This is a genomic window from Bacillus cereus group sp. MYBK220-1 (assembly GCF_051916445.1).
GTDB lineage: Bacteria > Bacillota > Bacilli > Bacillales > Bacillaceae_G > Bacillus_A > Bacillus_A cereus.
In genome coordinates this window covers 800,667-825,003 of sequence record NZ_JBQAGQ010000001.1, presented here as the reverse complement: position 1 = coordinate 825,003, position 24,337 = coordinate 800,667, and the positions used below count along the sequence as shown (strand labels likewise).

Here is a 24,337-nt window from a genome sequence, read left to right as displayed (position 1 = left end):
CTTATTATACTTTTTAATTTAAAACTGTGATACTACTCACAGACTGTAAACTTCTATTGATTTAGTTGCCGAATCATACTACGTGTATAGCCCCCAATTTTCTTTGTCAAACCATCTACTATTCTAATACTTATGGCGGTAAATACTATACCCATAAACATTACAAAGAGTGACTTGGCAAAAGTATCTATCTGTATAAATATAATATTCATATCGATGTATCGATACAGTAGTGGTGCCAACAGGAACATAAGTGGCATTACATAAAAAATGATTGCACTAATGAGACTGAAAATGCCAATCACAAATTTCTGCATTAACCAATAGACAGCACACCAAGTGCGACGATCTGTAAGCGCTAATTTCACCTGAGCCCAGTTCGATGTATCCATTGTTATACTTCTATCGTAAGAGTCTGTTGAAATATCTGTATAAATTTTCGTTTGTATGCGCTCGAATTGGATAAAGGGTGTGGTAGTCTGTAGTACGCGTATAATTAATGGAATCCCAACAACAGTAAATGAAAGCGTTAAACTAAATAGCAGAGCTATTAGGTAAAAACAAAAATAAAAAAATCCTGTACCGAAAGTTAGCAATAAAAAATAACCATTATGGATGAATCTTGATTTCATAAAGTTCATCACTCCTATCTATGTAATAACCGAATCATACTGCTTTTTTTGTCAGTCTCACTAGTGTAAAAGTGTCATATGACAGTTCTAAATGATGTTAAAAAGGGGAGAGCAGCCTACTTCTGTTTAAAAAAGATGCTTTTATCCCGCTATTTACTGGGCAGTAAGACTCCCACCTCAAAATTCAGCGTTAGGTGGGGGGCGGGCTGCCGGTAAACGCACGATTGGTGAAGGCTAATAATCAGTGGGGGATGAACAAAAACCTGCTGATTAAAGTTTCACTTTATTAATCCCCACAAAACAACCCCGTTTTTGCATATGCAAGAACGGGATTATTTTGTACTTTTATTTAATATGAGATGGACTTGTTTTTCGAATATGAAAAATAATATCAAATTGCTCAAGCAATGAAGTCTCAAAGTATACCGAACTGTTCGGGATGATTTGTCCCCCTATACTTAGTAATGGTCTTTTTGCTTTAGCCCATTTCTCTGCTTGTCCTTTAAGGTGACGGTTATCCAATAAAAACATTTTATATGGCACTTTTCCGAGAGTATAATTGAAACTTTTTACATCTTGTGGAATAGTGTCTGTTGTAATCTTACCTCCAGTGGAAGGATCATATTCGCTGTATAAGGTGAAATTTCCCTCCGTAGTTGTACTACCAATTGTGACATAATTATTGTCTAAACGTTCCTTCAAAAACTGCCCCGCAACATAAGGGTATAATTTCTCATCGATAATTCCTTTAGCTATATGAATATTGTGTGCCCATACCATCGTTTTACCACCAAATGTCTCTTGTGCCCACATTGCATGATCGGCCAAGTATTGTTCATGTAGTTTTATTATACTTGGATAGTCGTTAGGAAGTAGCATTGTGGTAAATTTCTCTATTGCACTTGCCGTTGCTTTCGCCCAGATGTACTCGGATGGAATTATTTCTGCGTTGGCTTGCTCGTTCTCATCATTTAGTAATCGGGCTACTCTCTCAGCGTTTGCTTTGAACTTCTCTTTCAATTCAGGAGTAAGTTTCATATATTCTTGTATACTGCCGGTAAAAGATGATAATTCTTTATAGTTTTCTTCTACTTCTGTCAGCAAATCTGGTCGATGCACCCTTACATAATCAATTACTTTATTAAAGCTACTTTGGTCCAACGTTTTTAAGTCGAGTCCAATAAATTGGATCTTTTTTTTATTGGATGGATCAGCATTATAATCTTTCATCCACTCAATCATGGCTATGATTTCATCAGTAGGATATAACAATTTTAAAAATTCCCTAGGGTTTCCTTTTCCTGTTTGGATATATTCATTTAGCTTTAAGCCGTTTCCCCAATCTTCTTCCAGTGCGAAATTTGTAAAACCCATCTCAGTAACCAAATATTTCACAAGGCGAAATTTTATAGTGAAAATTTCAGAGCTTCCATGGGTATTCTCTCCTAATCCTACATATTGTGCGTTCCCAATCATTTTCTTAAGTGGTTTTAAATCTTCAAATGGTTTTGACGGCTCTATCGTTTTTAATGGGTTAGCCTGTGATTGTATTGATTTAACTATATTTTTTTGGATTGATTGACCTGAATTTTCGATTGCTACCGTTTGAGCGTTTCCTACTTCTACACATCCTGTGACTAATAAAGCTGTACTAACCATTGCAATTATTCTCTTCTTATTCATTTTTTTCCACCTCAATTGAATTATTTGTAAAAGCAAAATTGATTCATGTACTTGCACGAATCAATTGCCTTAATTCAATTGTTATTTATTCCATATCATATTTTCTAGTTACATATTGTCATAAGGTTAATTGACACAGGTCATAGATTAATCATTACACTTTTGTACTATCGGTTATGACAACTTATAAATAATAATTACATTGTTGAGCCGCAAGTAAGATTAGATTATGAATTTGGGAGGGATTGTAAAGATGAATGAATCTGTATGCCAAAATATCTTTATTCTAAGTTGTAGCTGTTGAAATGACAGGAAGTAATTTTGATAAACAAATGAATAAAAGGGGAAGGGCGGATTACAATGTTATTACGCGGAGAAGCATTCCACAATAAAGATAAAATCCAACGTGCTAAAATAGGACTTCAACTTTTTCTAAGTATCTTAACTATTACTTCTATTATCCTAAATGTACTAGTAATGATTACTAAAAGTATGCCACTTATTGTGGTATATATGTTTACCCCAGCATTTTCTTCTATTTTGACTCGCATAATATTGAAAGAAGGGTTTAAAGATGTATCTTTTAGTCTCGGTAACTTAAAGATATGGAAGGGGATTGGTTTTGCGCTGTTAATACCTATGATAATATGTGGAATTACTTATTCTATTGCCTGGTTTAGCGGACTTGTGAGGTTTCAGCCTCCGCAAGGTGGTATGCTAGAACCTATTTACAATATACTTGGATTTCAGTATCTACCGATATCATTAAGTTTCATTTTTATAGTAGTATTGAGCGGAGTTTTAGGAAGCTTGCTTAACTTAATCCCAGTTATGGGGGAAGAAATAGGATGGCGAGGTTATATGCTTACAAGACTAATCGATGCAAAGTTTTCACGTCCCATTCTTATTAGCGGATTAATTTGGGCAACGTGGCATGTTCCAATTGTTATTGCTGGTCTATATGTAGAGGGAACATCTGCCCTACTTTCAGTACTTGGCATCTATTTTTGTATTGTGCCATTCAGTTATATTACAGCTTATTTACGACTTATCACAGGTAGCGTTTGGCCTTCGGTTATCATTCATACTACTTGGAATGCCATTATTCAAGGACCTTTCGCACGTGCAAGTACAGGAGATCAAACTGAGATTTGGATTGGAGAATCTGGTTTGATAACCGCTATTATTATCTTGGCTACTGCAATAATTATGGCTCGAATCGTAAATTTTACTAAATAGCATACGGATGTGTTTTAAATTCAATTAGTGTAATATGACGAGGCTGAAATAAGATGCTCCTAAAAATATTAGAAAAAATCTAGTTGAACGGACTCTTACTTAATCTTAGGCTGCTGGACATGTGGTGATATCCCATCGTCATCAAGCTAAGAAAATAAACTAGGTTGCCATAAAAAACATAATGTTTTCATTTAAAGGCTTGGAGATGAAATTTTATCATCTTCATCACGTTTGACCTTCAGGAAATAAAAAGTTAAACGATTATACAAATACTCTAACTGAAAAAACGATAGTCCTTCTATCAAAAATATAGAAGGACTATCGTTTATTTTTTTGACAAACTTAGGGGGTAATGTTCATAAAAATGGATAATATAATTCGTATTTTACGTAAAGAGAAAAAGTTTTCCAAAGAAGGTTTAGCTAATTTCCTTGGTGTAACGGTTGATTGAAATTTCACTTTATGACTTGTAAGTGACTGTTCAATGCATCGTACTATTAAAAAATCTAAATTTAATCATTAAATTGCGATAAAATGTGGTCGGAAATAATGAAATTTTAGGAAAAATAAGGTACACTAGTTTATGATTTTAGTTGAAAATCGTTTGACGTTAATGCATACGGGGGAAAGATTGATGAACAACAATACAACAAATGAATCAGTTGAAGAAATTGATCAAAAACGAGTAAGATCAAAAAAACGTTATACAAATTGGAAGTTTATCGCAGTGGGTATTGGTGTAATTGCACTTCTTATTGGGGGAATGAGTTATTATCAGGCAACTCACTTCAATTCGAATGTTACAATTAATGACACAAAAGTTGGTGGTCTGAGCGCTGATCAGGCAATACAGAAATTAAAGACATCTGGACTAGCAAACAAAGTCTATGTTGATCAACAACAAATTTTAGATGAAAAAGATACAAAAACGGAACTTACGGAAAAAGATTTGCCTCAAGTTAAGAAACTATTAAAAAGTCAGTGGACATTTTTCCCTTCCTCAAAGGGAGAAAATTATTCATTGCTACCAGAGAAGGCAGATCAGTATCGTAGTGAAACGATGAAAAAACTTGTAGAAGAAACGCTCATCTCTATGAATGAAAAATTAAAAGCGCCTCAAGATGCTATGGCGAAGCTAGAACAAGGGAAAATTGTTATTTCGAAAAGTGTGGAAGGGAAACAGTATGATGTTACTAGTCTACTGAAAGATTATGATAAGCAAAAATATAAAAGCGAAATTCATCTGAAGTCTGCATACATAAAACCTATTAAAGAAGACGATCCGATTGTCAAAAAAGAGGAGAAAGCACTACAGAATCTTCTTGGGCAGTCTGTTGAGTATAAAGTGCAGGATGAAGTTTATCCTTTAAAAGCGAAAGATTTAATTCAAAATGCCTCTATGTCAAAGGATATGAAAGTTACAATTGATGCGAGTGATATTAAGAAGAAAATTACTGAAATTAATAATGCCAAATCAACATTAAATAAAGATTTCTCATTTAAAACGCATTCCGGTTCAGTCATATCAGTAAAAGGACAAGGATACGGCTGGGCACTAGATGTTGAAAAAGAAACTAAACAAGTTCAACAAGCCTTTGAGAAAGGCGAAAAGTCGCTTTCTGCTTCTAATATTCACGGAAATGGTTGGGAGAAGGAAGGTATCGGTTATAAAACAACATCGAATAATGGCATCGGAGACACGTATGCAGAAGTTTCAATTGCAGAGCAACAAATTTGGATTTACAAAGATGGAAAATTAGTTGTTACAACAAATGTAGTAACTGGTAAACATAGTACTGGTGAAGATACATCACCAGGTGTGTGGTACGTCCTCTATAAACGAACACCATATACGCTAAGAGGTAACGCAGTAGGAAAAGCTGATTATGCGGTTAAAGTAGATTACTGGGTTCCATTCACAAATAGTGGTCAAGGATTCCACGATGCCGGCTGGCGAAAAGACTGGGGAAATAATGCTTATTTAACAGGAGGATCAGGTGGATGTGTGAACCTTCTTCCTAATGTTGCAAAAACTGTATATGATAGTTTGAACACGTATGATCCAGTTATCGTGTATTAAAAAATAGCTACGTATCAAGAAATAAACAAAACAGGAAATCTTACCTGATGGTATATGAAAAAACACCTCTTGCATTCGCATACTAAGTGTGCAAATGTAATGGAGGTGTTTTTGTTTGAATACAAAAGTGTATTGTTAATAAGAAACAAAGTAGGAAGAGATTAAGAATAAGTATTCAAATAGTCAATAAAATTGACAATGAATATCATTTTCACTTAATATAGAATCGTTGCATTTAATTAGACATGAATTTTTTGTTAATATAATAGAGTTCTATTAAGTTGTCACATTTAAGAACTATCATTAAATCTTTTAAGAATTTAAACGTAGGAAAGGGTAATATAAAATGAACTGGAAAAAAGGCGGGTTATGGGTTATTATTTTTTTCGTTGTAAAAGGCACGATTTCTACACTTTTAATCGTTACAGGTGCTAAATATTTTGATTTATCATTTATGCAACTTATCTTATTAATTCTGACCTTATTAGTGATTTCTCTAATAAGTCGAAAATTGCTGTATAGACATAAACAAAATAAAAAGCAAAAAGAGCTAAATATATAATGAAGCCCCAGAGACCGTTGGATTTCTGGGGTTTTATTTCGATAGTGTTTTCATGCTTATACGTTACCATTTGAAAATGTGGAAAATCTTCATACTTCTACAATCTATATAAATGGCTCAAGCTTCACATCTTATGAATTCCTTGAAGCGCTAAACCTAAGCAAAATAATGAACTATCCTATAGAAGAAAGTTGAGGGAGCTAATCGCATATGTTTTATTGAAAGGATGTGATTGAATTATGGAACGGCCGAATTGGGGAATTGGAGGATTAGTATTCGTTGGCTGTATGTTTCTTGGTGGAGGAGTGGGATCTATGTTAGGTAATGCCCAAACTGGATGGCTAATAGGAATGGGCATTGGATTTCTTGGGATGGCTTTAACGAGACTGTTCAGAAAATAATGTAACTGAGATTCTTCTTCTGGTAAATAAGGAAATATGTAAGTAATTCATGGCATAAGAGTTCTATAAATTATAGTTAGAATCTTCTCTTTTGTATTTGTCTTTTCTAAATTTCTCCATACATAGATACGATTCTCAAGTCGGAGGATAGCACCTTAGGGTGTCTTTTTTATGCTTTTTAAAAATGTCTTACCATATAATAGCTGAGTTTTGCTTTCAGTCTCCGAGGCCCATTAAACATAAAATGAAAATTCCGCACCATTTAAACTCTGATAACAATTCATACGATCAAGAATAATTGAGTTAATAGCTTTCGGTAGATTGTCATCATTTTTTTATAATACATTAGATTCATTACCGTTTCAGACCTATGTATTCATTCATAACCTAACAGTAAAAGGGGGGATGATTAAAGGTATGGCAGTTAATGAGGAATCAATTTGTCAACAGTTTGCAAGAATTATCGGTGGACAAGAAGGATTCGCCGGTGGGAAATGCGTGGCAACAATAAACAGGGATGAAATACGAGCAACAATCTTGGGAAAACGTTTTAGAGTAACAACTTCCTTTTCATTCGAATCACGAGACAATAAAACTGGACGGGCATTATGCCTAGGCCGAGTAGCACTCTTACAAAAAGAAGTCACTGAATTTGTGGCGACAATTATTAAACAAGGAATAATTGTTTCGTCTATACACAATGAGTGGTTATGTGATGATCCAAATTTGATTTACGTTAATATCGAAGACGTTGATGATCCACTAAATTTTGCAAGAAAAGTGAGAAGAGCATTGTGCAATTAACAAATTTTTTTAGTTAATGGATTGATTACGTTAAATAGAAGATTTCAGCGTGTTGAATGTTATAGTTGTAAAATAGATTTAAGTGGATGGGTTTATAAAATGAAAGAAGGCATTCCGTATTTGGAATGTCTTTTTTATGTTTTTGTTGCTCATGAGGGTGGTTAACTGATTATATGCTGTTTATCTTGCAATAGCAAGAACTGGACGAGGTATCTTTAAAGGTATTTGACTATTTGTAGATACCATATTTTATCAAATGTTATTAGCATATCATAAAACGACAGGGGAGAAATCGCCAGAGAAATACGTCAAATTAGTCATTCCTTCTATAATCTAAGGGGGCGATTTTGTTTTCGAAAAATAATAGGTAAATCATTTGACAATTAAAATAATCTACTTTATTATATGTGCCATAGCATATATATGATGAAACAAATACATTCATTGTGAATGATTGACTGGTATGCTATATCCTTTCATATCTTAATTTATAGAGGTGGTATATGAACTTACATGATTTAATAGGCTATCTTGTTCATCGTACTGATGTGAAAATGACCAATTATTTTACGAAGAAATTAAAGCCGTATGGAGTTACGCCAGAGCAGTGGGGGATTATTAGTGTTCTTTGTAGCCAAAGGAGCACTACTCAAAAAGAGTTGGCGGAAGCTATTGATAAAGATCAAACTACTGTTGTTAGAATGATACAGTCAATGGAGAGAAAAGGGATTGTAAAGAAGGCTTTGAATGACCAAGATAGGCGTTCACATAACCTTTTTTTAACTGAAAAAGGTGACGAGTTAAAGAAAACAATCTTGCCTGTAGTGAAAGACGCTCACCATTTCGTTACGAGTAATTTGAGCGAGGAAGAAATTAAAGTATTACAATCGTTATTAAACAAATTGTATGATACACACTATTAATATTTGTTCCTTATTGATGCTATGCTATTCATAAGGAACAAACTTTGTTTTAGATATTATATATGCTACAGCATATAATTTCGTTTGGACGAATGGGAAGATAACTTTATTTTGTATCATATCTGATTCAGGTTCACTTTTTTGCCTAGTACCAGTCAAATTTCCGCATTATATATGCTATGGCATGTAATTTTCGGCCCTTTAATATGGAAAAGGGTAATGTAAATGGAAGCGACTTCCATACAGGTAATCTCAGGAAATAGGATAAAGGTAGTGACTATTATCTGAACAATACTGAGTTTTTATCAAATAATAAGAAAGGTGTGATTACTATTTTAATTTTCATCAATATTGTAAAAGTAGTGTTGTTTCTGTTCTTTTTAATGACAGGAACGAAAATTATATCCGGGAAAATGGCAGATGAGTTCAAACGATTTGGTTTACCTTCGTTTTTTAATTTCTTAACTGGAGCTTTTGAGATTGTAGGAGCGATTGGAATGTTGATAGGAATTTGGATTTCAACAGTAGCTTTATGGGCAGGATTGTTATTAGGCGGTACGATGCTTGCAGCTGCATTAACGCTAATTGTATTAGCGAGAGATCCCTTTAAGAAAGCGATACCTGCACTTGTTTTGTTTGTCCTTAGTTTAGGGATAAGTTTGTATCACATTTTTTAAAAATAACCGAAAACTATTAAATTTTCACTTTATGCGTTCAAGTTACTATCATTATGTGATTATTTTACAAATAGGGGGATTCTCAAATTAGTGCTTGAATAATAATAGCAATACGAATTTAGACATTACGATCATTCGGATCATAATCAGTAAAAGAATGGCAAGAATTTTATATTAAAAATAGGAGTGAGTGAAAATGGCATATTTATTACAAGTTGATTTTCCGTTTGAGGGTCCTTTTGGTGAAGAAATGGAAAAAGGATTTTGGGATTTAGCAAATAGTATTAACGAAGAAGAAGGATTCCACTGGAAAATATGGACTGAGAATGAAGAAACAAAAGAAGCTGGAGGCATTTATGTATTTAAAGAAAAACAAGATGCTGAAAAATACGCGGAAATGCACAAGAGCAGACTTGAAGCAGCTGGTGTTAAAGATATTAGAGTAAGAATTTTTAACATCAATGAAAAGTTAACTAAGTTGAATCGTGGTTATATTAAATAATTCCGACAGTCGGAGCAAGCGTAAAAAGGAGGGGGATAATCCCCTCTTTTTTTAATTCTTAAATTGATGGTGAGGGGACTCTTACAAAAAAATCTTTGCAAAATTTGTGAAAGAAAAGGAGAGATAAAGGTATTTTAACCTTATCTCTCTTTTTCTATATTCATTTATTTTCAGGTAAGGAGTTGATTAGTTATTACTATTTATAAGAACGTGAAGAAGTGTTGATGCCAGTTGGAACTGTTGTAAAGGTTGAGGGGGCATCCAAGGAAATAGCAGAGATGTGTATGATGATTTGGCGCAGGGGTATGAATCCATCTTCTATGAAATTGTGGGATTATATAAGCATTGATTATCCTGGAGATTTTAAAATGAAATTTACCTAATTATAGAAGTGATTTGAACGTAAGGAAATTGTAAGAAATGCATAAGAAAAAAGAAATTTTTATTATGTAGGATACAAATATAGAGAAGCACAAAAGAGGGAGGATAAATAGGGTTTATTTATACGAAAACCAAACTAGTAACAAGCGCATTCTAAATAAAAAATCATTTATGGTACTAACATACATGTGAAAAAGAGAGGTTTTACCGTTTGTTACAACAGTAGGGATAAAGCCAGAATAGTAGTTTATGTGATGTTTGTAATTGAACAAATAAAAGATGAAATTAATCATTTATCTAAGGAGGCATTTTTTTATGGAAAATAAATTATCTGGGGTGTTAGCCGCTACTTTGGCCCTAACGATGAGCTTGCCAACAGGAGCGATAGCGTCTTCTAGCAGTAAGGCTCCGGTTGTATCTAGCCAAGAAGTTGCTAGTAAAGATTTGGAGAAGATTGCTGCAGAGAACGCTGAACTACTCACGAAGTCCTATGAGACGACTAGCGTGCAGTATGCGCTGATTGATAATGGTAAACTTATTTTGTCGGGGCAGACAGGCAAGAACGACATAGAAGGGAAAGAACCATTAACTAAAGATACTCTATACGGAATTGGTTCAACCAGTAAAGTATATACAGCAGCGGCTGTTATGAAACTAGTAGACGAAGGAAAAGTTGATTTGGATGCTCCTGTTACTGGCTATATTCCTGAGTTCAAAATGAAAGATAAACGATATAAACGCATTACACCGCGTATGCTGTTGAATCACTCCTCGGGTTTGCAAGGTTCGACGTTCAATAATGCATTTTTATTTAAAGATAATGATGCTCATGCCCATGATATCTTGTTGCAACAATTGTCCAACCAAAACTTGAAGGCAGACCCTGGCGCGTTTTCAGTATACTGTAATGACGGTTTTACGCTGGCTGAGATCTTGGTAGAAAGAGTCAGCGGTATGAGTTTTACTGAATTTCTACATCAAAAGTTTACAGAGCCATTAAAACTGAATCAAACGATAACATCGCAAGACAAATGGGAAGACGAAAAGCGGGCTGGACAGTATTCTCCGACATACCAGGGACAGCTTCCAAGTGAAATGGTAAATGTGATTGGTACGGGAGGAATCTCCTCTACTGCAGAAGATGTGGTGCGATTCTCACAAATATTTATGGGACAGGGAAAAGAAATTCTCTCTAATAAAGCAATCAAGGCGATGGAACAAGAAGAATATAAAAAAGGAATGTGGCCAGGAGATAGCGGAAATATGTTCAACTATGGTCTTGGCTGGGATAGTGTGAAACTATACCCATTCAGTGAATATGGGATAAAAGCGTTGACTAAGGGTGGGGATACGATGCTGCAACATGCTACATTGGTCGTGCTTCCAGAACAGAAGATGGCAGCAGCTGTATTGTCCTCCGGTGGGAGCAGCATGACAAATCAACTATTGGCAAATAAATTACTGCTAGCTAGGCTTAAAGAGAAAGGGGCAATTAAGGATATAAAACCAGATAAATCCTTCGGCAAGCCAGTCAAGGCTAAAGTGCCTCAAGATGTGGTAAAAAAAGCAGGATTGTATGGAAATATCCAAAGCCATTTCAAAATAGAGATTACGAAGAAGGGAGAACTGTTTTTACCAACTAAACCGGAAGAAAAATATGTATATACGGCGGATGGAAGCTTTATAAATGAAAAGGGTACTTCCAAGCTTAACTTCGTCACTGAGAAGAATGGAAAAGTTTATTTAAGAGAGAGCACATATGAATTATCACCGGGATTGGGGCAAAATGTGCTGACTCACTATTTAGCTCAGAAATTAGAAAACAATGTGTTACCGAAGAAAACAGCTGCTGCATGGGCGAAGCGCGAGGGCGGCAAGTTCTACCTTGTTAACGAAAAATTTAATTCTATAAATTATCTAGGACAACAAATACCTCTTAACACACAAATTACGATCAAGGATGGCTATTGGGACGGCAAAAAAATTACAGGTCCGAATACGGCGACGCATCAAATTCAGATTCCTGTGATGAATGGGAGGGATACGAAGGAAGCTCATTTCTATACAGAGAATGGTACTGAATATATGGAGATGGCCAGCTTTTTATACGTCAGTGAATCTAACGTAAAATCCCTTGATGCAGGTCAATTATCGAAAGTTACACTGCAAAAAAATGGGCATGCGAAATGGTTTACGATTCCGCAAGAGGTAGCAGGGAAAACGATGAATGTGGAGTTGCCATCAGGAAGTTCATTCGCGGTGTATGATGGGAATGGAGTATGTGTCAATTTTAGCGTTGTTAGTAATAATAACAAAGTGAAACTACCAGAGAACGGAACGGTTGTATTTGCTGGCGCACCGAACTCCGAATTTACAGTCGCATTGAACTAGCTACAACTCGGGATAGACTTCAATAAAACAGTGCGACATGGAAAAGATATTTTATTTGTATCTTAAGTATTACCTTAAATGATATTACACTTAAATTCTTAGCTTAATAGCAATGGGATAGCACCACATGTCTACTAACCTAAGAAAATAAATCAAACCCATGTCCATCAAGCTAGTAAAAATAAATACCCCAAAAATAGTAAAATTGACATTCTCAGAGTAAAAATGTAAAAAATTATTGTTTAGGGGCAGCGTAAAACATTAGTTTGATAGCGATATGGCGCTACTCATAAAAAAAAGAAATAGGATAGAATATCCTATTTCTTTTTATTGATATAATAAAATGTAAAGAATAAATCCAAAGTAATGATAATAATTAGAAGTAAAAAGTGTATAAGTGCATCAGTTTTTCCGTTTAGTAAAGACTTTACAAAGAAATCCCATTCTGTTTCATGGGGAGGTTCTATCCAATTTCGTTGCAGACCTAACACCATTCCATTTATGAAATAGAAAATGCTTAATAGAATCCTTCCAACAAATAAGGCAGCTGTTTTTATATTCCAATCCTTTATCTTGATTACATAAAGGATTGGGAATAGTATCAGTATCCAAAAAACAATAATAAAGACTGTATTTCCCATTCTCTCCTCCTAACAAAATGATTGTGTTTTTAATCTTGGTAAATTCTTAGGTTGGAGGTATGTTTCATTGTTACTGGTTAAAAACAAGGGCCAGAATTCCGGCTCCTTTTCTATCCCGCAAAATAAAGTTTCACTTTATCTCTCCGTTTCAAAAAACTCAATCCACTCCCCATCAAGGCCAGCGAAGAATATGTAACGTGTTCCATCTGGTAATGTTTCGATTTCATCTCTTAGTAAAAAGGTTACTGCGTGTTTCTTTAGTCTTTCGATTTCATCCTCTAATGAATCCACTTTAAAGCAAATGTGATGTACTTTTCCTTCTGCCGGAAGGGAAGAGTTGTAGCCTTCAATTAATTCGAGTATCGTTTCTTTCGATTCTTCCACACCTAAAAAAGCGAGTTTTAAGTCTGGGTTTGGGTGCCCCATGCGTTTAAGGAGCTGTAAGCCGACTACTTCTTCATAAAATGAGATAGATGCTTCTAAGTTTGCAACCATAAGTCCAACGTGTTCTATTCTTCTAACTGGCATGTAGATTCCTTCTTTCTGAAAATTATATACAATATATTATTGAAAATTAAGAAAATAAGCAAGATAAAAACCTTACAAATTTTAGCGTGTTATATGGTATAGTGAGAAAGTATGTTTGGGGAGAAGGAAGGAGATTATACGATGAATACAACTACTCAAACTCCTTCATTATCGGAAACGATGAAAGAGTGGCATTATGCATTAGCGTATGAAATTAAACATTGGAAAACGATAGGTGGTAGTAAAATTTCTATCATGAATGGTCGTTTTTTATATACAGATTATGAAAGTACAGTATACGTATTTCAGCTTATTTCGGAAGTAAGCTTACCTGAAGGTTCACCGATTCGAATTGAGTTCGATGGTGAGGAAGCGACAGGAGAAGTATTATCTGTACATGGATTAGAAATAGAACTGAAATTAAATGATTATATACAAGGTGAAATAAGAGAAGCGGTTTTATACAGTGAACCGTGGCAACTTTTAGAGCAACTGCAAGAGCGATTGAAAGAAGCACGTAAAGATAAGCTGAAACGTAATCGTATAAAGCGTCTTGTTGATGGGACGAGCAGCCCGAAACATATTGAGAAGATGAAAAATCCAAAAAATGAACTGGCATATCGCGCGTTTTATAATCCGACAACGTACGTATGGGGACCGCCGGGAACAGGGAAGTCTTACAATTTATCACGTATTATTTCGGCCCATTATCAAAAAGGAAAATCGGTACTTGTGTTAGCTCATAGTAATGCGGCAGTAGACGTATTAATGAGTGAAGTAACGAAGCAAATTGAGAAGAAAAAGAAATGGACGCCTGGCGAAATTGTTCGTTACGGTTATAGTCAACATGAACATATACGAAATCATGAAACGTTACTTGCATCTAAGTTAGTTGAAACGACGAACGAATCATGGGGTGAGGAAAGACTCTATTTAGAAGAGACACGCCAAGAGCTTCGTGAAAAAATCTTATCGTATAAGGCAACGTCCTCTGATAAGAAGCGTATGCAGGAGATTGAAAGTGATCTTCGAAAGCAAAAGGCTAAAATTAAAGAAGTAGAAAAAGAATATATTGAAAATGCGAAAGTAATCGGCGCAACTTTATCGAAATGTGCCATTGATGCGCTAATTTATGAGCGTACATTTGATTTAGTTGTTGTAGATGAAGTAAGTATGGCATATGTTCCGCAAATTGCATTAGCTGCTTCACTTGGAAAACGTATCGTCGTTTGCGGTGACTTTTTACAGTTACCTCCAATTGCGATGGCAAATCATGAACTCGTTCGCAAATGGCTTGGGGAAGATATGTTTTACCATGCTGGGATTGTTGAGTCTGTTAATAAATCAGAAGCACATCCGAACCTATTTATGTTGCAGGAACAAAGACGTATGCATGCAGATATATCGAAGTTTACGAATTCGTTTATTTATAAAAATAGAGTATACGATCATCCGTCTGTTTCAGAGCGTAAAGAACTTGCGCAATTGCAGCCGTTCGCAAATGAAGCGAGTGTTTTATTTGATACGAGCCAAATGGGAGCTTTTTCGTTAAAAGATGCTGCTTCTGGTTCACGTTTTAACATTATGTCTGGTTTAGTAGCAATGCAAATGATGTTAATCGGATTGTTAGATGGTGTGCAATCCATTGGTGTTGTGACGCCTTACAGGGCGCAGTCACGCTTTTTATCGACGTGTATGAGAGAAATGTTGCAGAGAACGAAATATCAAAACATACCAGTTTTAGCGGCGACAGTTCATAAGTTCCAAGGTTCTGAAAGAGATATGATGATCTTTGATACGGTTGACAGTTATCCGCAAGAACGACCTGGCGTATTATTCTTTGATCACAAAAACCATCGCCTCGTCAATGTAGCAGTGACAAGGGCGAGAGGGAAGTTCATTCAATTATCAGATTGCCATTATATGCGTAAAAACCTTTCGAGAAAACAAGCGTTATCACAATTAACAGCTCATATAGAACGTCACGGAGATGTGTATGATCGCACGACATCAAGACAATTGTGGGAACGGAAAATTTCGAAACGTTTACGCTGGTTTATGGAAATGAATCTTGAAGAGCCGAAAGGGCTATTAAAAGATATTTTAGCCGCAAAACGAAAAGTTATTATTTCACTTCCAAGTACAAAACAAGTGGATAAGCGAGTATGGCAAGCGTTAATGCGTACAAATGCGCAAATAACAGTGTATAGTGATGGACCAGTTCCACTGAAAAATGTAAAGTTACAAAGACAAAATAAAGCATTCCCGTTTATCGTAATTGATGATGAAATTTTCTGGGTAGGCGCACCGCTCACATCTCAAATGATGTTTGAAGGTAGTACGGAATTTCCGTACGTATGTGCAAGACTGCAAGCACCAGAAACTATTGGTGTATTAAAAGGATTTTTAGATATTCGGTAAATTCAGATAGGAATTCCTTGACTTTTAATTGAAATGAACTTAGAATGAAAATAATTTAATATAATTTTATGAAAATTCTTATCACGAGAGGTGGAGGGACTGGCCCTATGATACCTCGGCAGCGGATTCGTTATGAATACTGTGCCAATTCCAGCAAGGTAACTTGAAAGATAAGAAAGAAGCTCATTTTGATTGTATATACAGAAGCCTCTTTCTATCTTTTAGAAAGAGGCTTTTTTACGTGAAAATAAAAGGAGGAAGAACAATGGGAGCGACAGGAGTAACGTCACAAAGAAAAACAATTGAAGAGAGTATCGAAAGAAATAAGGAAAAGTACATAGAAACAAGTCATGATATTCATGCGAATCCAGAGATTGGTAACCAAGAGTTTTATGCATCTAGAACGTTAAGTTTATTGCTAGGCAGTGCAGGATTTCAGTTGCAACACAATATAGCTGGACATGAAACGGGATTTATCGCGCGAAAAAGCTCTGGAAAACAAGGACCAGCAATCGCATTTTTAGCGGAGTACGACGCTTTACCAGGACTCGGTCATGCGTGTGGTCACAATTTAATCGGCACAATTAGTGTTGCAGCAGCAATCGCATTATCAGAAACGCTTGAAGAAATTGGCGGGGAAGTTGTCGTGTTTGGTACACCAGCTGAAGAAGGAGGACCGAACGGTAGCGCAAAATCGAGTTATGTAAAGGCAGGCTTATTTAAAAATATTGATGCGGCGCTTATGATTCATCCGAGCGGAAAGACAGCGACAACGAGTCCTTCACTAGCAGTCGATCCACTTGATTTTCATTTTTACGGAAAAACAGCTCACGCCGCAGCTTCACCAGAAGAGGGAATTAACGCATTAGATGCGGTGATTCAGCTCTATAACGGTATTAACGCACTTCGCCAACAACTTCCGTCAGACGTGAGAATTCATGGCGTCATTACAGAAGGCGGAAAAGCACCTAACATTATTCCTGACTATGCCGCAGCAAGGTTCTTCATCCGTGCAGCAACGCGAAAAAGATGCGCGGAAGTAACAGAAAAAGTAAGAAACATTGCTGAGGGAGCAGCGTTAGCAACAGGTGCAAAAGTAAAAATCCATCAATTCCAAAATGAAATCGATGAATTACTCGTAACAAAAACATATAACGATATTGTAGCGGAAGAACTAGAACTATTAGGTGAAGATGTAAATCGTAAAGAAAGAGTAGGGATCGGTTCAACCGACGCAGGAAACGTAAGTCAAGTTGTACCGACAATTCATCCGTACATTAAAATCGGACCAGATGATTTAATCGCACATACGAATGAATTTAGAGAAGCAGCACGTTCAGAACTTGGAGATAAAGCATTAATTACATCGGCAAAAGCATTAGCAAATACGGCGTATCGATTAATTACGGAAGAAGGGTTGTTAGAGAAGGTGAAGGAGGAATTTAGAGAGGTGCAGAGGAATCAAGGGTAAGGGGATTAAGGTGCTTTTTTCGAATAGAGATCTAATTCATAAGTAGAGATATAAAAAGAACATTGAAATATCAATGTTCTTTTTTGTTTACTAATCATTAATTTTATTGGCTTTTCTCATAACGAAAAAACTTTTACTGTTAGCCGGGGATAATACGTATCCCTTTATTAGAACGACAATTTCTCCTCAAACTCACTCTTTAAAACAATTAAAGGAGACGATAATCCAAATTGCATTAAAGAGTCTAAAAATGTAGCGAGAGAATCCATCGAATCGCTCATGACCTTCATCATATAATTAAATTCCCCGCTAATTCGGTATAAATCAGTTACTTCAGGAGCGGCATTACAATATTGAATAAAATCAGTACATTGGCTCGTTTTAAACATGATGAATGCTTGAATGTTTTTATTAATTTTTGCAGGCTCAAATTTAGTTCGATAAGCCGCTATAACTCCTTGATCTTCAAGCTTGTTAATACGTTCTTTTACAGCAGGCTGCGTCATGGATATAATTCGTCCTATTTCTGAAACAGAAATTCTCGCATTTTCATACAACAAGTTCATAATTTTATGATCGATTTCATCCAGTTTTACGGCTTTTTGCATTGTGTAGCCTCCTTATTTTTGTTTTATAAAGTAAATTACGAATTATAACTATAATATCATAAGCGAATGGACTAAATTACCTATAAATCTATATTTAAAATGATTGGTGTTTACATGAAAATATAAGTATAGGTTTTTATCAAACGGAAATTTAGGAAGGATGGAAAAAATGAAGAATCTTGATGGGAAAGTAGCGTTAGTAACAGGAGCGAGTCGCGGAATTGGCCGTGCGATTGCGATGAGATTGGCGAAAGATGGAGCATTAGTTGCGATTCACTACGGCCGAAATAAAACAGCTGCAGATGAAACAATTAGTGAGATTGAATCTAATGGAGGAAAAGCGTTCTTAATTGAAGCTGAACTCAATTCAATTGATGGTGTCAAAAAGCTAGTAAAACAGTTAAAGAATGAATTACAAATAAAAGTTGGTACATCAGAGATTGATATTTTAGTAAACAATGCAGGGATAGGTACACAAGGAACGATTGAAAATACGACAGAAGAAGTTTTTGATGAAATTATGTCTGTAAATATTAAAGCACCGTTCTTCTTAATTCAGCAAACATTGCCGTTACTACGAGCAGAGGGGCGTATTATTAACATTTCATCAGCTGAAGTACGACTTGGTTTTACAGGCTCAATTGCATACGGCTTAAGCAAAGGTGCATTAAATACGATGACACTTCCTCTAGCTAAACATCTCGGAGAAAGAGGTATAACAGTGAATACAATTATGCCTGGATATACGAAGACAGATATTAATGCAAAATTGCTAGATGATCCGGAAATACGAAGTTTTGCTACGAATTCATCTGTGTTCGGGCGAATAGGGCAAGTTGAAGATATTGCAGATGCAGTAGCATTCCTTGCTTCTTCTGATAGCCGCTGGGTAACTGGGCAGATTTTAGATGTTTCTGGAGGGTTTTGTTTATAGGGGTACTACTCCATACCCATTAAGCTAATCAAGTAAATTACTAGATATGAAACGATCCTCGTTTCATATCTGGTGATGTATAGAAAGGTAGGGATGCTAAAGAAGCCTATTCAAACGTGATTTTTTCGCTAGGCAACTTGAATAAGGGGGCTATTTTTTATTGTTACTGTAATCTAAAATAATCAAATTTTATTTTACAGTAACAATAAAATAAATTATTGACCGCGTGGTACAAAAAAGGGTATTCTATTCATGTTATCTTTAAAATAGGAGGGGGATACGATTGAATAAACGCGGCAGACCTCGAGAGTTTGATTATTCCTCAATTGTAGATGTTGCAATGAAAACATTTTGGTTAAGAGGATATGAAGGATGTTCTACACAAGATTTATGCAGTGATACAGGACTTGGAAAAGGAAGTTTATACAATACTTTCGGTAGTAAACATGAACTGTATGAACAAGTATTAGAACGCTACCATGAAATTGGGATTAGGGAACAAAAGAAATTGTTACATACTCCAATTCCAGTTAAAGAACGATTAAGTAATTTTTTTGAATGGGCATTGAAAGAAGACTTTGAGAATATGGATCAAAAAGGATGTTTATTGATTAATGCCAGTATAGAACGTGCTAAAAACGATTTAATGGTACAAGAAATTTTCTCGAAGCATGTTGAACTTCTTAAACAAGCTATTGAAACAGTGATGGAGGAAGGATTGCAAACAGGTGAAATTTCAAAGAAGCAATCAGCTGAGGAATTAGCTAGTCTGCTTTTAAGCAGTTATTACGGATTCCGTGTTCTTAATGTATCGATGCAAAATCGGATGTTGTCTGAACAAGTTATCAAAGGAACAGTAGAGTCTATTTGTGGCGCTTAGTGCGCTCTTTTTTCGCACTATTTTTGTACCGATCATTACAATAATGAATAAGGAGTGTTTTTATGTCATCGATTATTTATTTATTAGCTTTAGCAATCTTTTGTATGACTACATCAGAATTTATGGTTGCAGGTATGATGAATGAACTTGCTCTTGCATTCCAGGTTCCTGTATCATCTATTGGGTATTTAATTTCAGCTTATGCAGGAGCAATGGTAATAGGAGGCCCCATTTTAACTGCAATCCTCTTACGAATGCGCAGCAAACAAGCATTATTGTTTTTAATGTTCATATTTTTAATTGGTCAATCGCTCGGAGCTATTGCTTGGAACTATGATATTATGATGATTTCACGTATTATAACTGGTATTGCTTCAGCTTCAGCTTTTGGAGTTGCGATTTCCTTTTCTGCGACATTGGTTCACTCTGATTCAAGGGGAAAAGCTGCATCAATTGTACTTGCAGGTTTAATGTTCGCAACTGTATTAGGTTTACCTATAACGACCGTTATTTCGCAATATTTTGGCTGGCGTATTAGTTTTGGGGCTGTTTCTGTTCTTGTGCTAGTATCAGGGATTATGATTCAACGGTTGTTACCATCATCTTCAAATAAAGAGCAATTAAATTGGAAAGATGAACTTCTGCGATTTAAGAATATTCATCTTTGGGCAGCGTACGTAACAAGTATGTTCATTATTGGTGGTACGTTTGCAGCATTTAGTTATTTCACTCCTATCTTTACAAATGTTACAGGGTTTTCAAGTGCAAGTATTCCATATTTACTTGCTCTCTATGGTAGTGCGACGGTAATTGGGAATATAATAATTGGCAAGTTCGCTGATAAATTTACAATGAAAATACTTATGGGTGGATTAATTATATTAATCATAGCGTTGTCTTTATTTGCTTTAAGTGCAGAGAATAAATACATTGCAGTTATTTCTACGATTTTTATTGGTTTAACTGGTGTAGCATTGAATCCAGCTATGGTTGCGAGGGTGATGAAAACAGCTAGTAATGGAATAATGATAAATACCGTTCATAGTTCTTTTATTACGCTAGGTATTGTTATTGGTTCGTCACTAGGTGGTCTTGGGATCAGTAAAGGATATGGTTTTGTATCTCCTCTATGGATTGGAGCTTGTTTAGCTATCCTTGGGGTAATTTCATTATTCCCATATTTACATAAAGGAAAGGCAGATTAAGATGTTTAAAATTTCTTTATTTGAGGTACCGCCATATCACCATCAAGCTAATACTTTCATATATCCCTAAATTAAAAAATTCTTTTTCTACAGATAGCTATTCTGAGAAACCGCTCATTTTTTCGTTTTGGGGGCATTTCTTTTTCTTAAGTTAATGGACATGTATGGTGACCTCTATTAGTCGATAGTGAATGAACAATTTCGGGGGGGCAGTTCAACTTTATTCAAAATAAGATTCTTTTGCAGTAAAATCAATGTTAGTGGAACTTTTTTAATCAAACTTTTTTTAAAATTAACATAAATACTTGCAATGTTTAAATTAGTACTATATAGTTCTAATTATGACAAAGGTAAAATTAATGAATCAAAAACGTGTGATTGAAGTAGCTGCAACATTATTTTTAGAAAAAGGATTTGCTTATACAAGTATGGATGAATTAGTACGTGTAAGCAAAGTTTCAAAGTCTAATGTGTATTATCACTTTTCTAATAAGGAAGTATTATTAGAAGGGGTCGTTGATTATTGGATTGAAATGTATCAATCTGCAATTGATGACGTACTTTCTCAGAACCAATTTTTAGTTGAAGATCGTATCCAACTGTTTTTAAAGCAATTATCACAAGGAGTTCAGTCGAGAGAGTATAAGGGGAGCTGTCCATTTATTACTCTTTATATTCAAAGTCCTACACAGGCCACGCAAATAAAAGAAAAAATAGGTCTTTTTTTTACAGGATTACAAAAGAAAGTTTCTCTATTACTTAAACAAGGGGTAGAGAATGGAGAATTCAGAAATACGATTCATATTGATGAGGTTGCATCACTTTTTATTACAAATCTTGAAGGAGCGTTATTTATTTCAGAAACATTGAAGGATGCAACTGTAATTACGAAAACAGCAGATCATTTTTTAAAATTGCTTCGATAAAAGAAGCATTTTTTTTTACATCGAATTAGTACTGAGTAGTACTAAAAGGGGGATTTTATATGAGAACAGTATTTTTAACAGGTGGAACAGGCTTTATTGGAAAGCAATTAGTGAAAGAATTAGCCAAAGAGGATGTTAAAATTCTTCTTTTAGTGAGGTCGAAAAGTAAAGCAATACGCCTTTTTCAAGAAAGAGGCATCTTAAAAAAGGAAGTTATGCATTTTATTGAAGGTGATTTGACGAAAATAGATTTAGGTCTAAGTGCTGAAGATAAGGAGAGGGTATTGAAAACGGATGTGATTATTCACGCAGGAGGCCCCATGGATATTCAAGCGACAAGTAAAGAGGCAGCTTCCGTATTTTTAAATGGCGCCAAACATATTAGTGAATTAGCTAAAAGCATTCATCAATTGAAGGGCTTGCAACAATTTATTCATGTTGTAGGTTATATGAGTCCCTTTGATGATAAAAATAGCAAGATTGCAATTGATGTGTTTCAAGAAGGAAACAATTATTTGAAAATAAAAAATCCATATGAGAGAACAAAATTTTTAGCAGATCTCTATATCCGTCAGCAGGCATCAGCAGTAGGTTATCCGCTTTCTGTAATTAATCCGCCAACTGTAGTCGGTAGTAGTAAAACAGGGAGTACAGAGCAGATAGCAGGATTAGGTTTGCTTGTGATGAGTATGCGAAGAGGGCTCATGCCAGTGATTCCTGGAGGTAAGGGATATAGGTTACCACTTATTTCAAACGATGAGCTTGCGAAGTTTATTGTGCAGGTTTTCAGATTGGAGCAACCGACTATTCAAACATATACACTTGTTGAAGACAAACAGTACGATCAGAACATTACTGAATTATTAAGTATCATGTCGGAAAGTATGAATATGAGGGCACCCAAAATTTCTGTCCCAATGCCATTTATGCAAGCAATTATGAATAGTGGAGTAAGTAAAATAACAAAAATTCCTTCTGATGGACTGAATTTTATTACAAAACAAAAATTTTCAAATGTTTCAGCGAAAAAAATTATGGGAGGAGATTGGTTTAAGAAGACGAGTGTAATGAAGTTTTTCCCTGCCGTAGTAGCTGATCTGGATTATCGAATGATGTATCAAAATGGCCAGCATAATCATGTATTTAAACGAACATTATGCGATAACAATACCCTTTACCAATTACAAGGAGAGGGTAAACCGTTTATTTTATTACATGGTTTATTGAGTGATGGAGAGGATTTATTTCCTTTAGCACAAGAGCTTCATGAAAAAACTGGTCAACCTGTATGGATCTTGGATCTTCCAGGTTTGGGACGTTCTCCTTTTAAACGAGAGAAAAATCTTCTAGGTATCTATTTGAATGTAGTGAAAAAGTTATTGGAGAAAGCTACGAATGGTGCACATCTAATTGGCCATTCATTCGGTGCGTTTATTCTTCTGGAAGCATTGGCACAAGAGTACATAGATAAGAAGTATGCAATCACTTTACTTCAGCCACCTGTTGCTAAAAAAAATGCTAAATCGCTAAATGTTCCTCAATTTATGAACAAATGGACATTAAAATTAGCAACTACTAATTTGATAGGGCGTTATTTATTAAGTAATGGTTTGTTTGAAAGTACGGAGAGCATCCCTGAACATTATATTGAAAAAATAAGTAACAGTTTTACTTCTCCTAGAATTTTAAATACTACGGTTCAGCTTAACAGTTTACTACTGAAAAACGATCAAGGTGATTTCAATGAAGTAACAAAGTATAATCTTCACATTATTTGGGGGAATTATGACAGAGCCTATTCTGCTCCATCGCATCTTGGTAAGGTTGATTTTGTTCCATATGGCCATCATTTTCCTCTTAGCCATCCGAGTGAAACGGCAACATTAGTAATAAAAAATAGTAATACTAGCAGATGAGAGTGTGGGATAAATAAAAAGTGTGTAGTAAGATCGTTGTGTCTTTGAAATAAAATCGTACTGTTTGGGGTCCCGCCCCATCGCTATCAACTTAAGAATTAATTGTTCCCCAAAACGAAAAAAAGAAACATAGAAGCGAAAAAAACCTGTTTTTCTTTTTGATAAATATATTTATTGGAAAATACTTTGAACTTTCGGGTACAGATGCTCCTTCTATCCTATTATAGAAGCTATTTTGAACGTAAGTAATTTGTAAGGAATAGGTAAGAAAAAAGAGATTTTCATTGTGTAGGATAAAAATATAAGGCGGTGTGAAAGGCGGAACAGATATGACTTATATATGAAAAAACAAACCAGTAATAAGAGTGTTTCAAAGAAAAGAAGTAATTTCTGGGGTTAACATACATGTGGAAGAAAAGGGATTTACCGTTTGTTAAGACAGAATAGCCTTTGTAAAAATAATAATTATGAATATAATTACGAATTTAATTCTGACTTTTTTGTCATTGTTGGAGATGATAGCTGTGTGATT

22 protein-coding genes and 1 riboswitch are annotated in these 24,337 nt (G+C 35.2%); of the genes, 17 read left to right on the top strand and 5 right to left on the bottom strand.

All coding sequences use genetic code 11. The features are described from left to right. Nucleotides 1–53: 53 nt before the first annotated feature. Nucleotides 54–632 carry a sensor domain-containing protein gene (locus tag ACTFRU_RS04175; protein WP_006922767.1) on the bottom strand — a complete coding sequence of 193 codons (579 nt, stop codon included), beginning with the start codon at nt 630–632 and terminating at the stop codon, nt 54–56. A gap of 345 nt (nt 633–977) precedes the next feature. After that, on the bottom strand, nt 978–2,315 hold the full coding sequence (locus tag ACTFRU_RS04170; RefSeq protein ID WP_400855960.1) for an erythromycin esterase family protein: 1,338 nt from the start codon (nt 2,313–2,315) through the stop codon (nt 978–980). Between the two features lie 360 nt (nt 2,316–2,675). Here ACTFRU_RS04170 and ACTFRU_RS04165 point away from each other — a divergent pair, with 360 nt between their 5' ends. From ACTFRU_RS04165 to ACTFRU_RS04120, 10 genes are all read left to right on the top strand, one after another. Beyond that, nucleotides 2,676–3,554, top strand: a complete 879-nt coding sequence (locus ACTFRU_RS04165) for a CPBP family intramembrane glutamic endopeptidase (RefSeq protein WP_006922764.1) — start codon at nt 2,676–2,678, stop codon at nt 3,552–3,554. A gap of 634 nt (nt 3,555–4,188) precedes the next feature. Beyond that, a complete protein-coding gene (locus ACTFRU_RS04160; protein ID WP_001064073.1) occupies nt 4,189–5,634 on the top strand; it encodes a L,D-transpeptidase family protein in 1,446 nt (481 codons plus the stop codon). Between the two features lie 346 nt (nt 5,635–5,980). Further along, the gene (locus ACTFRU_RS04155) at nt 5,981–6,196 is read left to right on the top strand and encodes a hypothetical protein (protein ID WP_001104104.1); all 216 of its coding nucleotides are present in this window, start codon (nt 5,981–5,983) and stop codon (nt 6,194–6,196) included. A 239-nt stretch (nt 6,197–6,435) separates the two neighbouring features. Then, nucleotides 6,436–6,597, top strand: a complete 162-nt coding sequence (locus ACTFRU_RS04150; protein ID WP_000441009.1) for a hypothetical protein — start codon at nt 6,436–6,438, stop codon at nt 6,595–6,597. Between the two features lie 417 nt (nt 6,598–7,014). Continuing rightward, nucleotides 7,015–7,401, top strand: coding sequence for a DUF1259 domain-containing protein (locus ACTFRU_RS04145; RefSeq protein WP_002204749.1), 387 nt, complete (start codon nt 7,015–7,017; stop codon nt 7,399–7,401). Nucleotides 7,402–7,904: 503 nt separating this feature from the next. Further along, nucleotides 7,905–8,324, top strand: a complete 420-nt coding sequence (locus ACTFRU_RS04140; RefSeq protein ID WP_001048563.1) for a MarR family winged helix-turn-helix transcriptional regulator — start codon at nt 7,905–7,907, stop codon at nt 8,322–8,324. A gap of 326 nt (nt 8,325–8,650) precedes the next feature. After that, the gene (locus tag ACTFRU_RS04135; RefSeq protein WP_033685496.1) at nt 8,651–9,001 is read left to right on the top strand and encodes a DoxX family protein; all 351 of its coding nucleotides are present in this window, start codon (nt 8,651–8,653) and stop codon (nt 8,999–9,001) included. Nucleotides 9,002–9,197: 196 nt separating this feature from the next. Beyond that, a complete protein-coding gene (locus tag ACTFRU_RS04130; RefSeq protein ID WP_440037490.1) occupies nt 9,198–9,503 on the top strand; it encodes a monooxygenase in 306 nt (101 codons plus the stop codon). A gap of 224 nt (nt 9,504–9,727) precedes the next feature. After that, nucleotides 9,728–9,886 (top strand): DUF4176 domain-containing protein, encoded by a 159-nt coding sequence (locus tag ACTFRU_RS04125; protein ID WP_160310375.1) that lies wholly within the window; start codon nt 9,728–9,730, stop codon nt 9,884–9,886. Between the two features lie 313 nt (nt 9,887–10,199). Further along, entirely contained in the window at nt 10,200–12,275 is a 2,076-nt protein-coding gene (locus tag ACTFRU_RS04120; RefSeq protein ID WP_440037489.1) for a serine hydrolase domain-containing protein, read from the top strand. 317 nt (nt 12,276–12,592) lie between these two features. Here ACTFRU_RS04120 and ACTFRU_RS04115 read toward each other — a convergent pair whose 3' ends face one another. Continuing rightward, entirely contained in the window at nt 12,593–12,916 is a 324-nt protein-coding gene (locus tag ACTFRU_RS04115) for a hypothetical protein (protein ID WP_016122820.1), read from the bottom strand. A gap of 135 nt (nt 12,917–13,051) precedes the next feature. Further along, a complete protein-coding gene (locus ACTFRU_RS04110) occupies nt 13,052–13,444 on the bottom strand; it encodes a VOC family protein (RefSeq protein WP_088345439.1) in 393 nt (130 codons plus the stop codon). A 111-nt stretch (nt 13,445–13,555) separates the two neighbouring features. Here ACTFRU_RS04110 and ACTFRU_RS04105 point away from each other — a divergent pair, with 111 nt between their 5' ends. Both ACTFRU_RS04105 and ACTFRU_RS04100 read left to right on the top strand, forming a co-directional pair. Beyond that, nucleotides 13,556–15,865 (top strand): AAA domain-containing protein, encoded by a 2,310-nt coding sequence (locus tag ACTFRU_RS04105; RefSeq protein WP_440037488.1) that lies wholly within the window; start codon nt 13,556–13,558, stop codon nt 15,863–15,865. Between the two features lie 75 nt (nt 15,866–15,940). After that, nucleotides 15,941–16,042, top strand: a riboswitch (SAM riboswitch). A gap of 88 nt (nt 16,043–16,130) precedes the next feature. Beyond that, the gene (locus tag ACTFRU_RS04100; RefSeq protein WP_088362755.1) at nt 16,131–17,336 is read left to right on the top strand and encodes a M20 family metallopeptidase; all 1,206 of its coding nucleotides are present in this window, start codon (nt 16,131–16,133) and stop codon (nt 17,334–17,336) included. Nucleotides 17,337–17,503: 167 nt separating this feature from the next. Here the strand turns inward: ACTFRU_RS04100 and ACTFRU_RS04095 are convergent, their stop codons facing one another. After that, nucleotides 17,504–17,944, bottom strand: a complete 441-nt coding sequence (locus ACTFRU_RS04095; RefSeq protein WP_440037487.1) for an Lrp/AsnC family transcriptional regulator — start codon at nt 17,942–17,944, stop codon at nt 17,504–17,506. A gap of 169 nt (nt 17,945–18,113) precedes the next feature. On the opposite strand from ACTFRU_RS04095, the gene ACTFRU_RS04090 reads away from it, so the two are divergent. The 5 genes from ACTFRU_RS04090 to ACTFRU_RS04070 all read left to right on the top strand — a co-directional run bounded on the left by ACTFRU_RS04090 (nt 18,114) and on the right by ACTFRU_RS04070 (nt 23,805). Then, complete coding sequence (locus ACTFRU_RS04090) at nt 18,114–18,878, top strand: SDR family oxidoreductase (protein WP_135277768.1); 765 nt, start codon at nt 18,114–18,116, stop codon at nt 18,876–18,878. Between the two features lie 283 nt (nt 18,879–19,161). Beyond that, nucleotides 19,162–19,758, top strand: coding sequence for a TetR/AcrR family transcriptional regulator (locus ACTFRU_RS04085; RefSeq protein WP_086412476.1), 597 nt, complete (start codon nt 19,162–19,164; stop codon nt 19,756–19,758). A 62-nt stretch (nt 19,759–19,820) separates the two neighbouring features. Further along, nucleotides 19,821–20,963, top strand: coding sequence for an MFS transporter (locus ACTFRU_RS04080; RefSeq protein WP_006918182.1), 1,143 nt, complete (start codon nt 19,821–19,823; stop codon nt 20,961–20,963). A 359-nt stretch (nt 20,964–21,322) separates the two neighbouring features. Continuing rightward, on the top strand, nt 21,323–21,889 hold the full coding sequence (locus ACTFRU_RS04075; protein WP_001072322.1) for a TetR/AcrR family transcriptional regulator: 567 nt from the start codon (nt 21,323–21,325) through the stop codon (nt 21,887–21,889). Nucleotides 21,890–21,948: 59 nt separating this feature from the next. Continuing rightward, nucleotides 21,949–23,805, top strand: a complete 1,857-nt coding sequence (locus tag ACTFRU_RS04070; RefSeq protein WP_006918179.1) for an alpha/beta fold hydrolase — start codon at nt 21,949–21,951, stop codon at nt 23,803–23,805. The last annotated feature ends 532 nt before the right edge of the window (nt 23,806–24,337 follow it).

Bases quoted from the DNA above. Each gene is read 5' to 3' on its own strand.
- ACTFRU_RS04150 (WP_000441009.1), top strand. From the start codon at position 6,436: ATGGAACGGCCGAATTGGGGAATTGGAGGATTAGTATTCGTTGGCTGT.
- ACTFRU_RS04120 (WP_440037489.1), top strand. From the start codon at position 10,200: ATGGAAAATAAATTATCTGGGGTGTTAGCCGCTACTTTGGCCCTAACG.
- ACTFRU_RS04130 (WP_440037490.1), top strand. From the start codon at position 9,198: ATGGCATATTTATTACAAGTTGATTTTCCGTTTGAGGGTCCTTTTGGT.
- ACTFRU_RS04100 (WP_088362755.1), top strand. From the start codon at position 16,131: ATGGGAGCGACAGGAGTAACGTCACAAAGAAAAACAATTGAAGAGAGT.
- ACTFRU_RS04155 (WP_001104104.1), top strand. From the start codon at position 5,981: ATGAACTGGAAAAAAGGCGGGTTATGGGTTATTATTTTTTTCGTTGTA.
- ACTFRU_RS04170 (WP_400855960.1), bottom strand. From the start codon at position 2,315: ATGAATAAGAAGAGAATAATTGCAATGGTTAGTACAGCTTTATTAGTC.
- ACTFRU_RS04110 (WP_088345439.1), bottom strand. From the start codon at position 13,444: ATGCCAGTTAGAAGAATAGAACACGTTGGACTTATGGTTGCAAACTTA.
- ACTFRU_RS04115 (WP_016122820.1), bottom strand. From the start codon at position 12,916: ATGGGAAATACAGTCTTTATTATTGTTTTTTGGATACTGATACTATTC.
- ACTFRU_RS04165 (WP_006922764.1), top strand. From the start codon at position 2,676: ATGTTATTACGCGGAGAAGCATTCCACAATAAAGATAAAATCCAACGT.
- ACTFRU_RS04145 (WP_002204749.1), top strand. From the start codon at position 7,015: ATGGCAGTTAATGAGGAATCAATTTGTCAACAGTTTGCAAGAATTATC.
- ACTFRU_RS04080 (WP_006918182.1), top strand. From the start codon at position 19,821: ATGTCATCGATTATTTATTTATTAGCTTTAGCAATCTTTTGTATGACT.
- ACTFRU_RS04140 (WP_001048563.1), top strand. From the start codon at position 7,905: ATGAACTTACATGATTTAATAGGCTATCTTGTTCATCGTACTGATGTG.
- ACTFRU_RS04125 (WP_160310375.1), top strand. From the start codon at position 9,728: ATGCCAGTTGGAACTGTTGTAAAGGTTGAGGGGGCATCCAAGGAAATA.
- ACTFRU_RS04070 (WP_006918179.1), top strand. From the start codon at position 21,949: ATGAGAACAGTATTTTTAACAGGTGGAACAGGCTTTATTGGAAAGCAA.
- ACTFRU_RS04075 (WP_001072322.1), top strand. From the start codon at position 21,323: ATGAATCAAAAACGTGTGATTGAAGTAGCTGCAACATTATTTTTAGAA.
- ACTFRU_RS04090 (WP_135277768.1), top strand. From the start codon at position 18,114: ATGAAGAATCTTGATGGGAAAGTAGCGTTAGTAACAGGAGCGAGTCGC.
- ACTFRU_RS04160 (WP_001064073.1), top strand. From the start codon at position 4,189: ATGAACAACAATACAACAAATGAATCAGTTGAAGAAATTGATCAAAAA.
- ACTFRU_RS04095 (WP_440037487.1), bottom strand. From the start codon at position 17,944: ATGCAAAAAGCCGTAAAACTGGATGAAATCGATCATAAAATTATGAAC.
- ACTFRU_RS04175 (WP_006922767.1), bottom strand. From the start codon at position 632: ATGAAATCAAGATTCATCCATAATGGTTATTTTTTATTGCTAACTTTC.
- ACTFRU_RS04105 (WP_440037488.1), top strand. From the start codon at position 13,556: ATGTTTGGGGAGAAGGAAGGAGATTATACGATGAATACAACTACTCAA.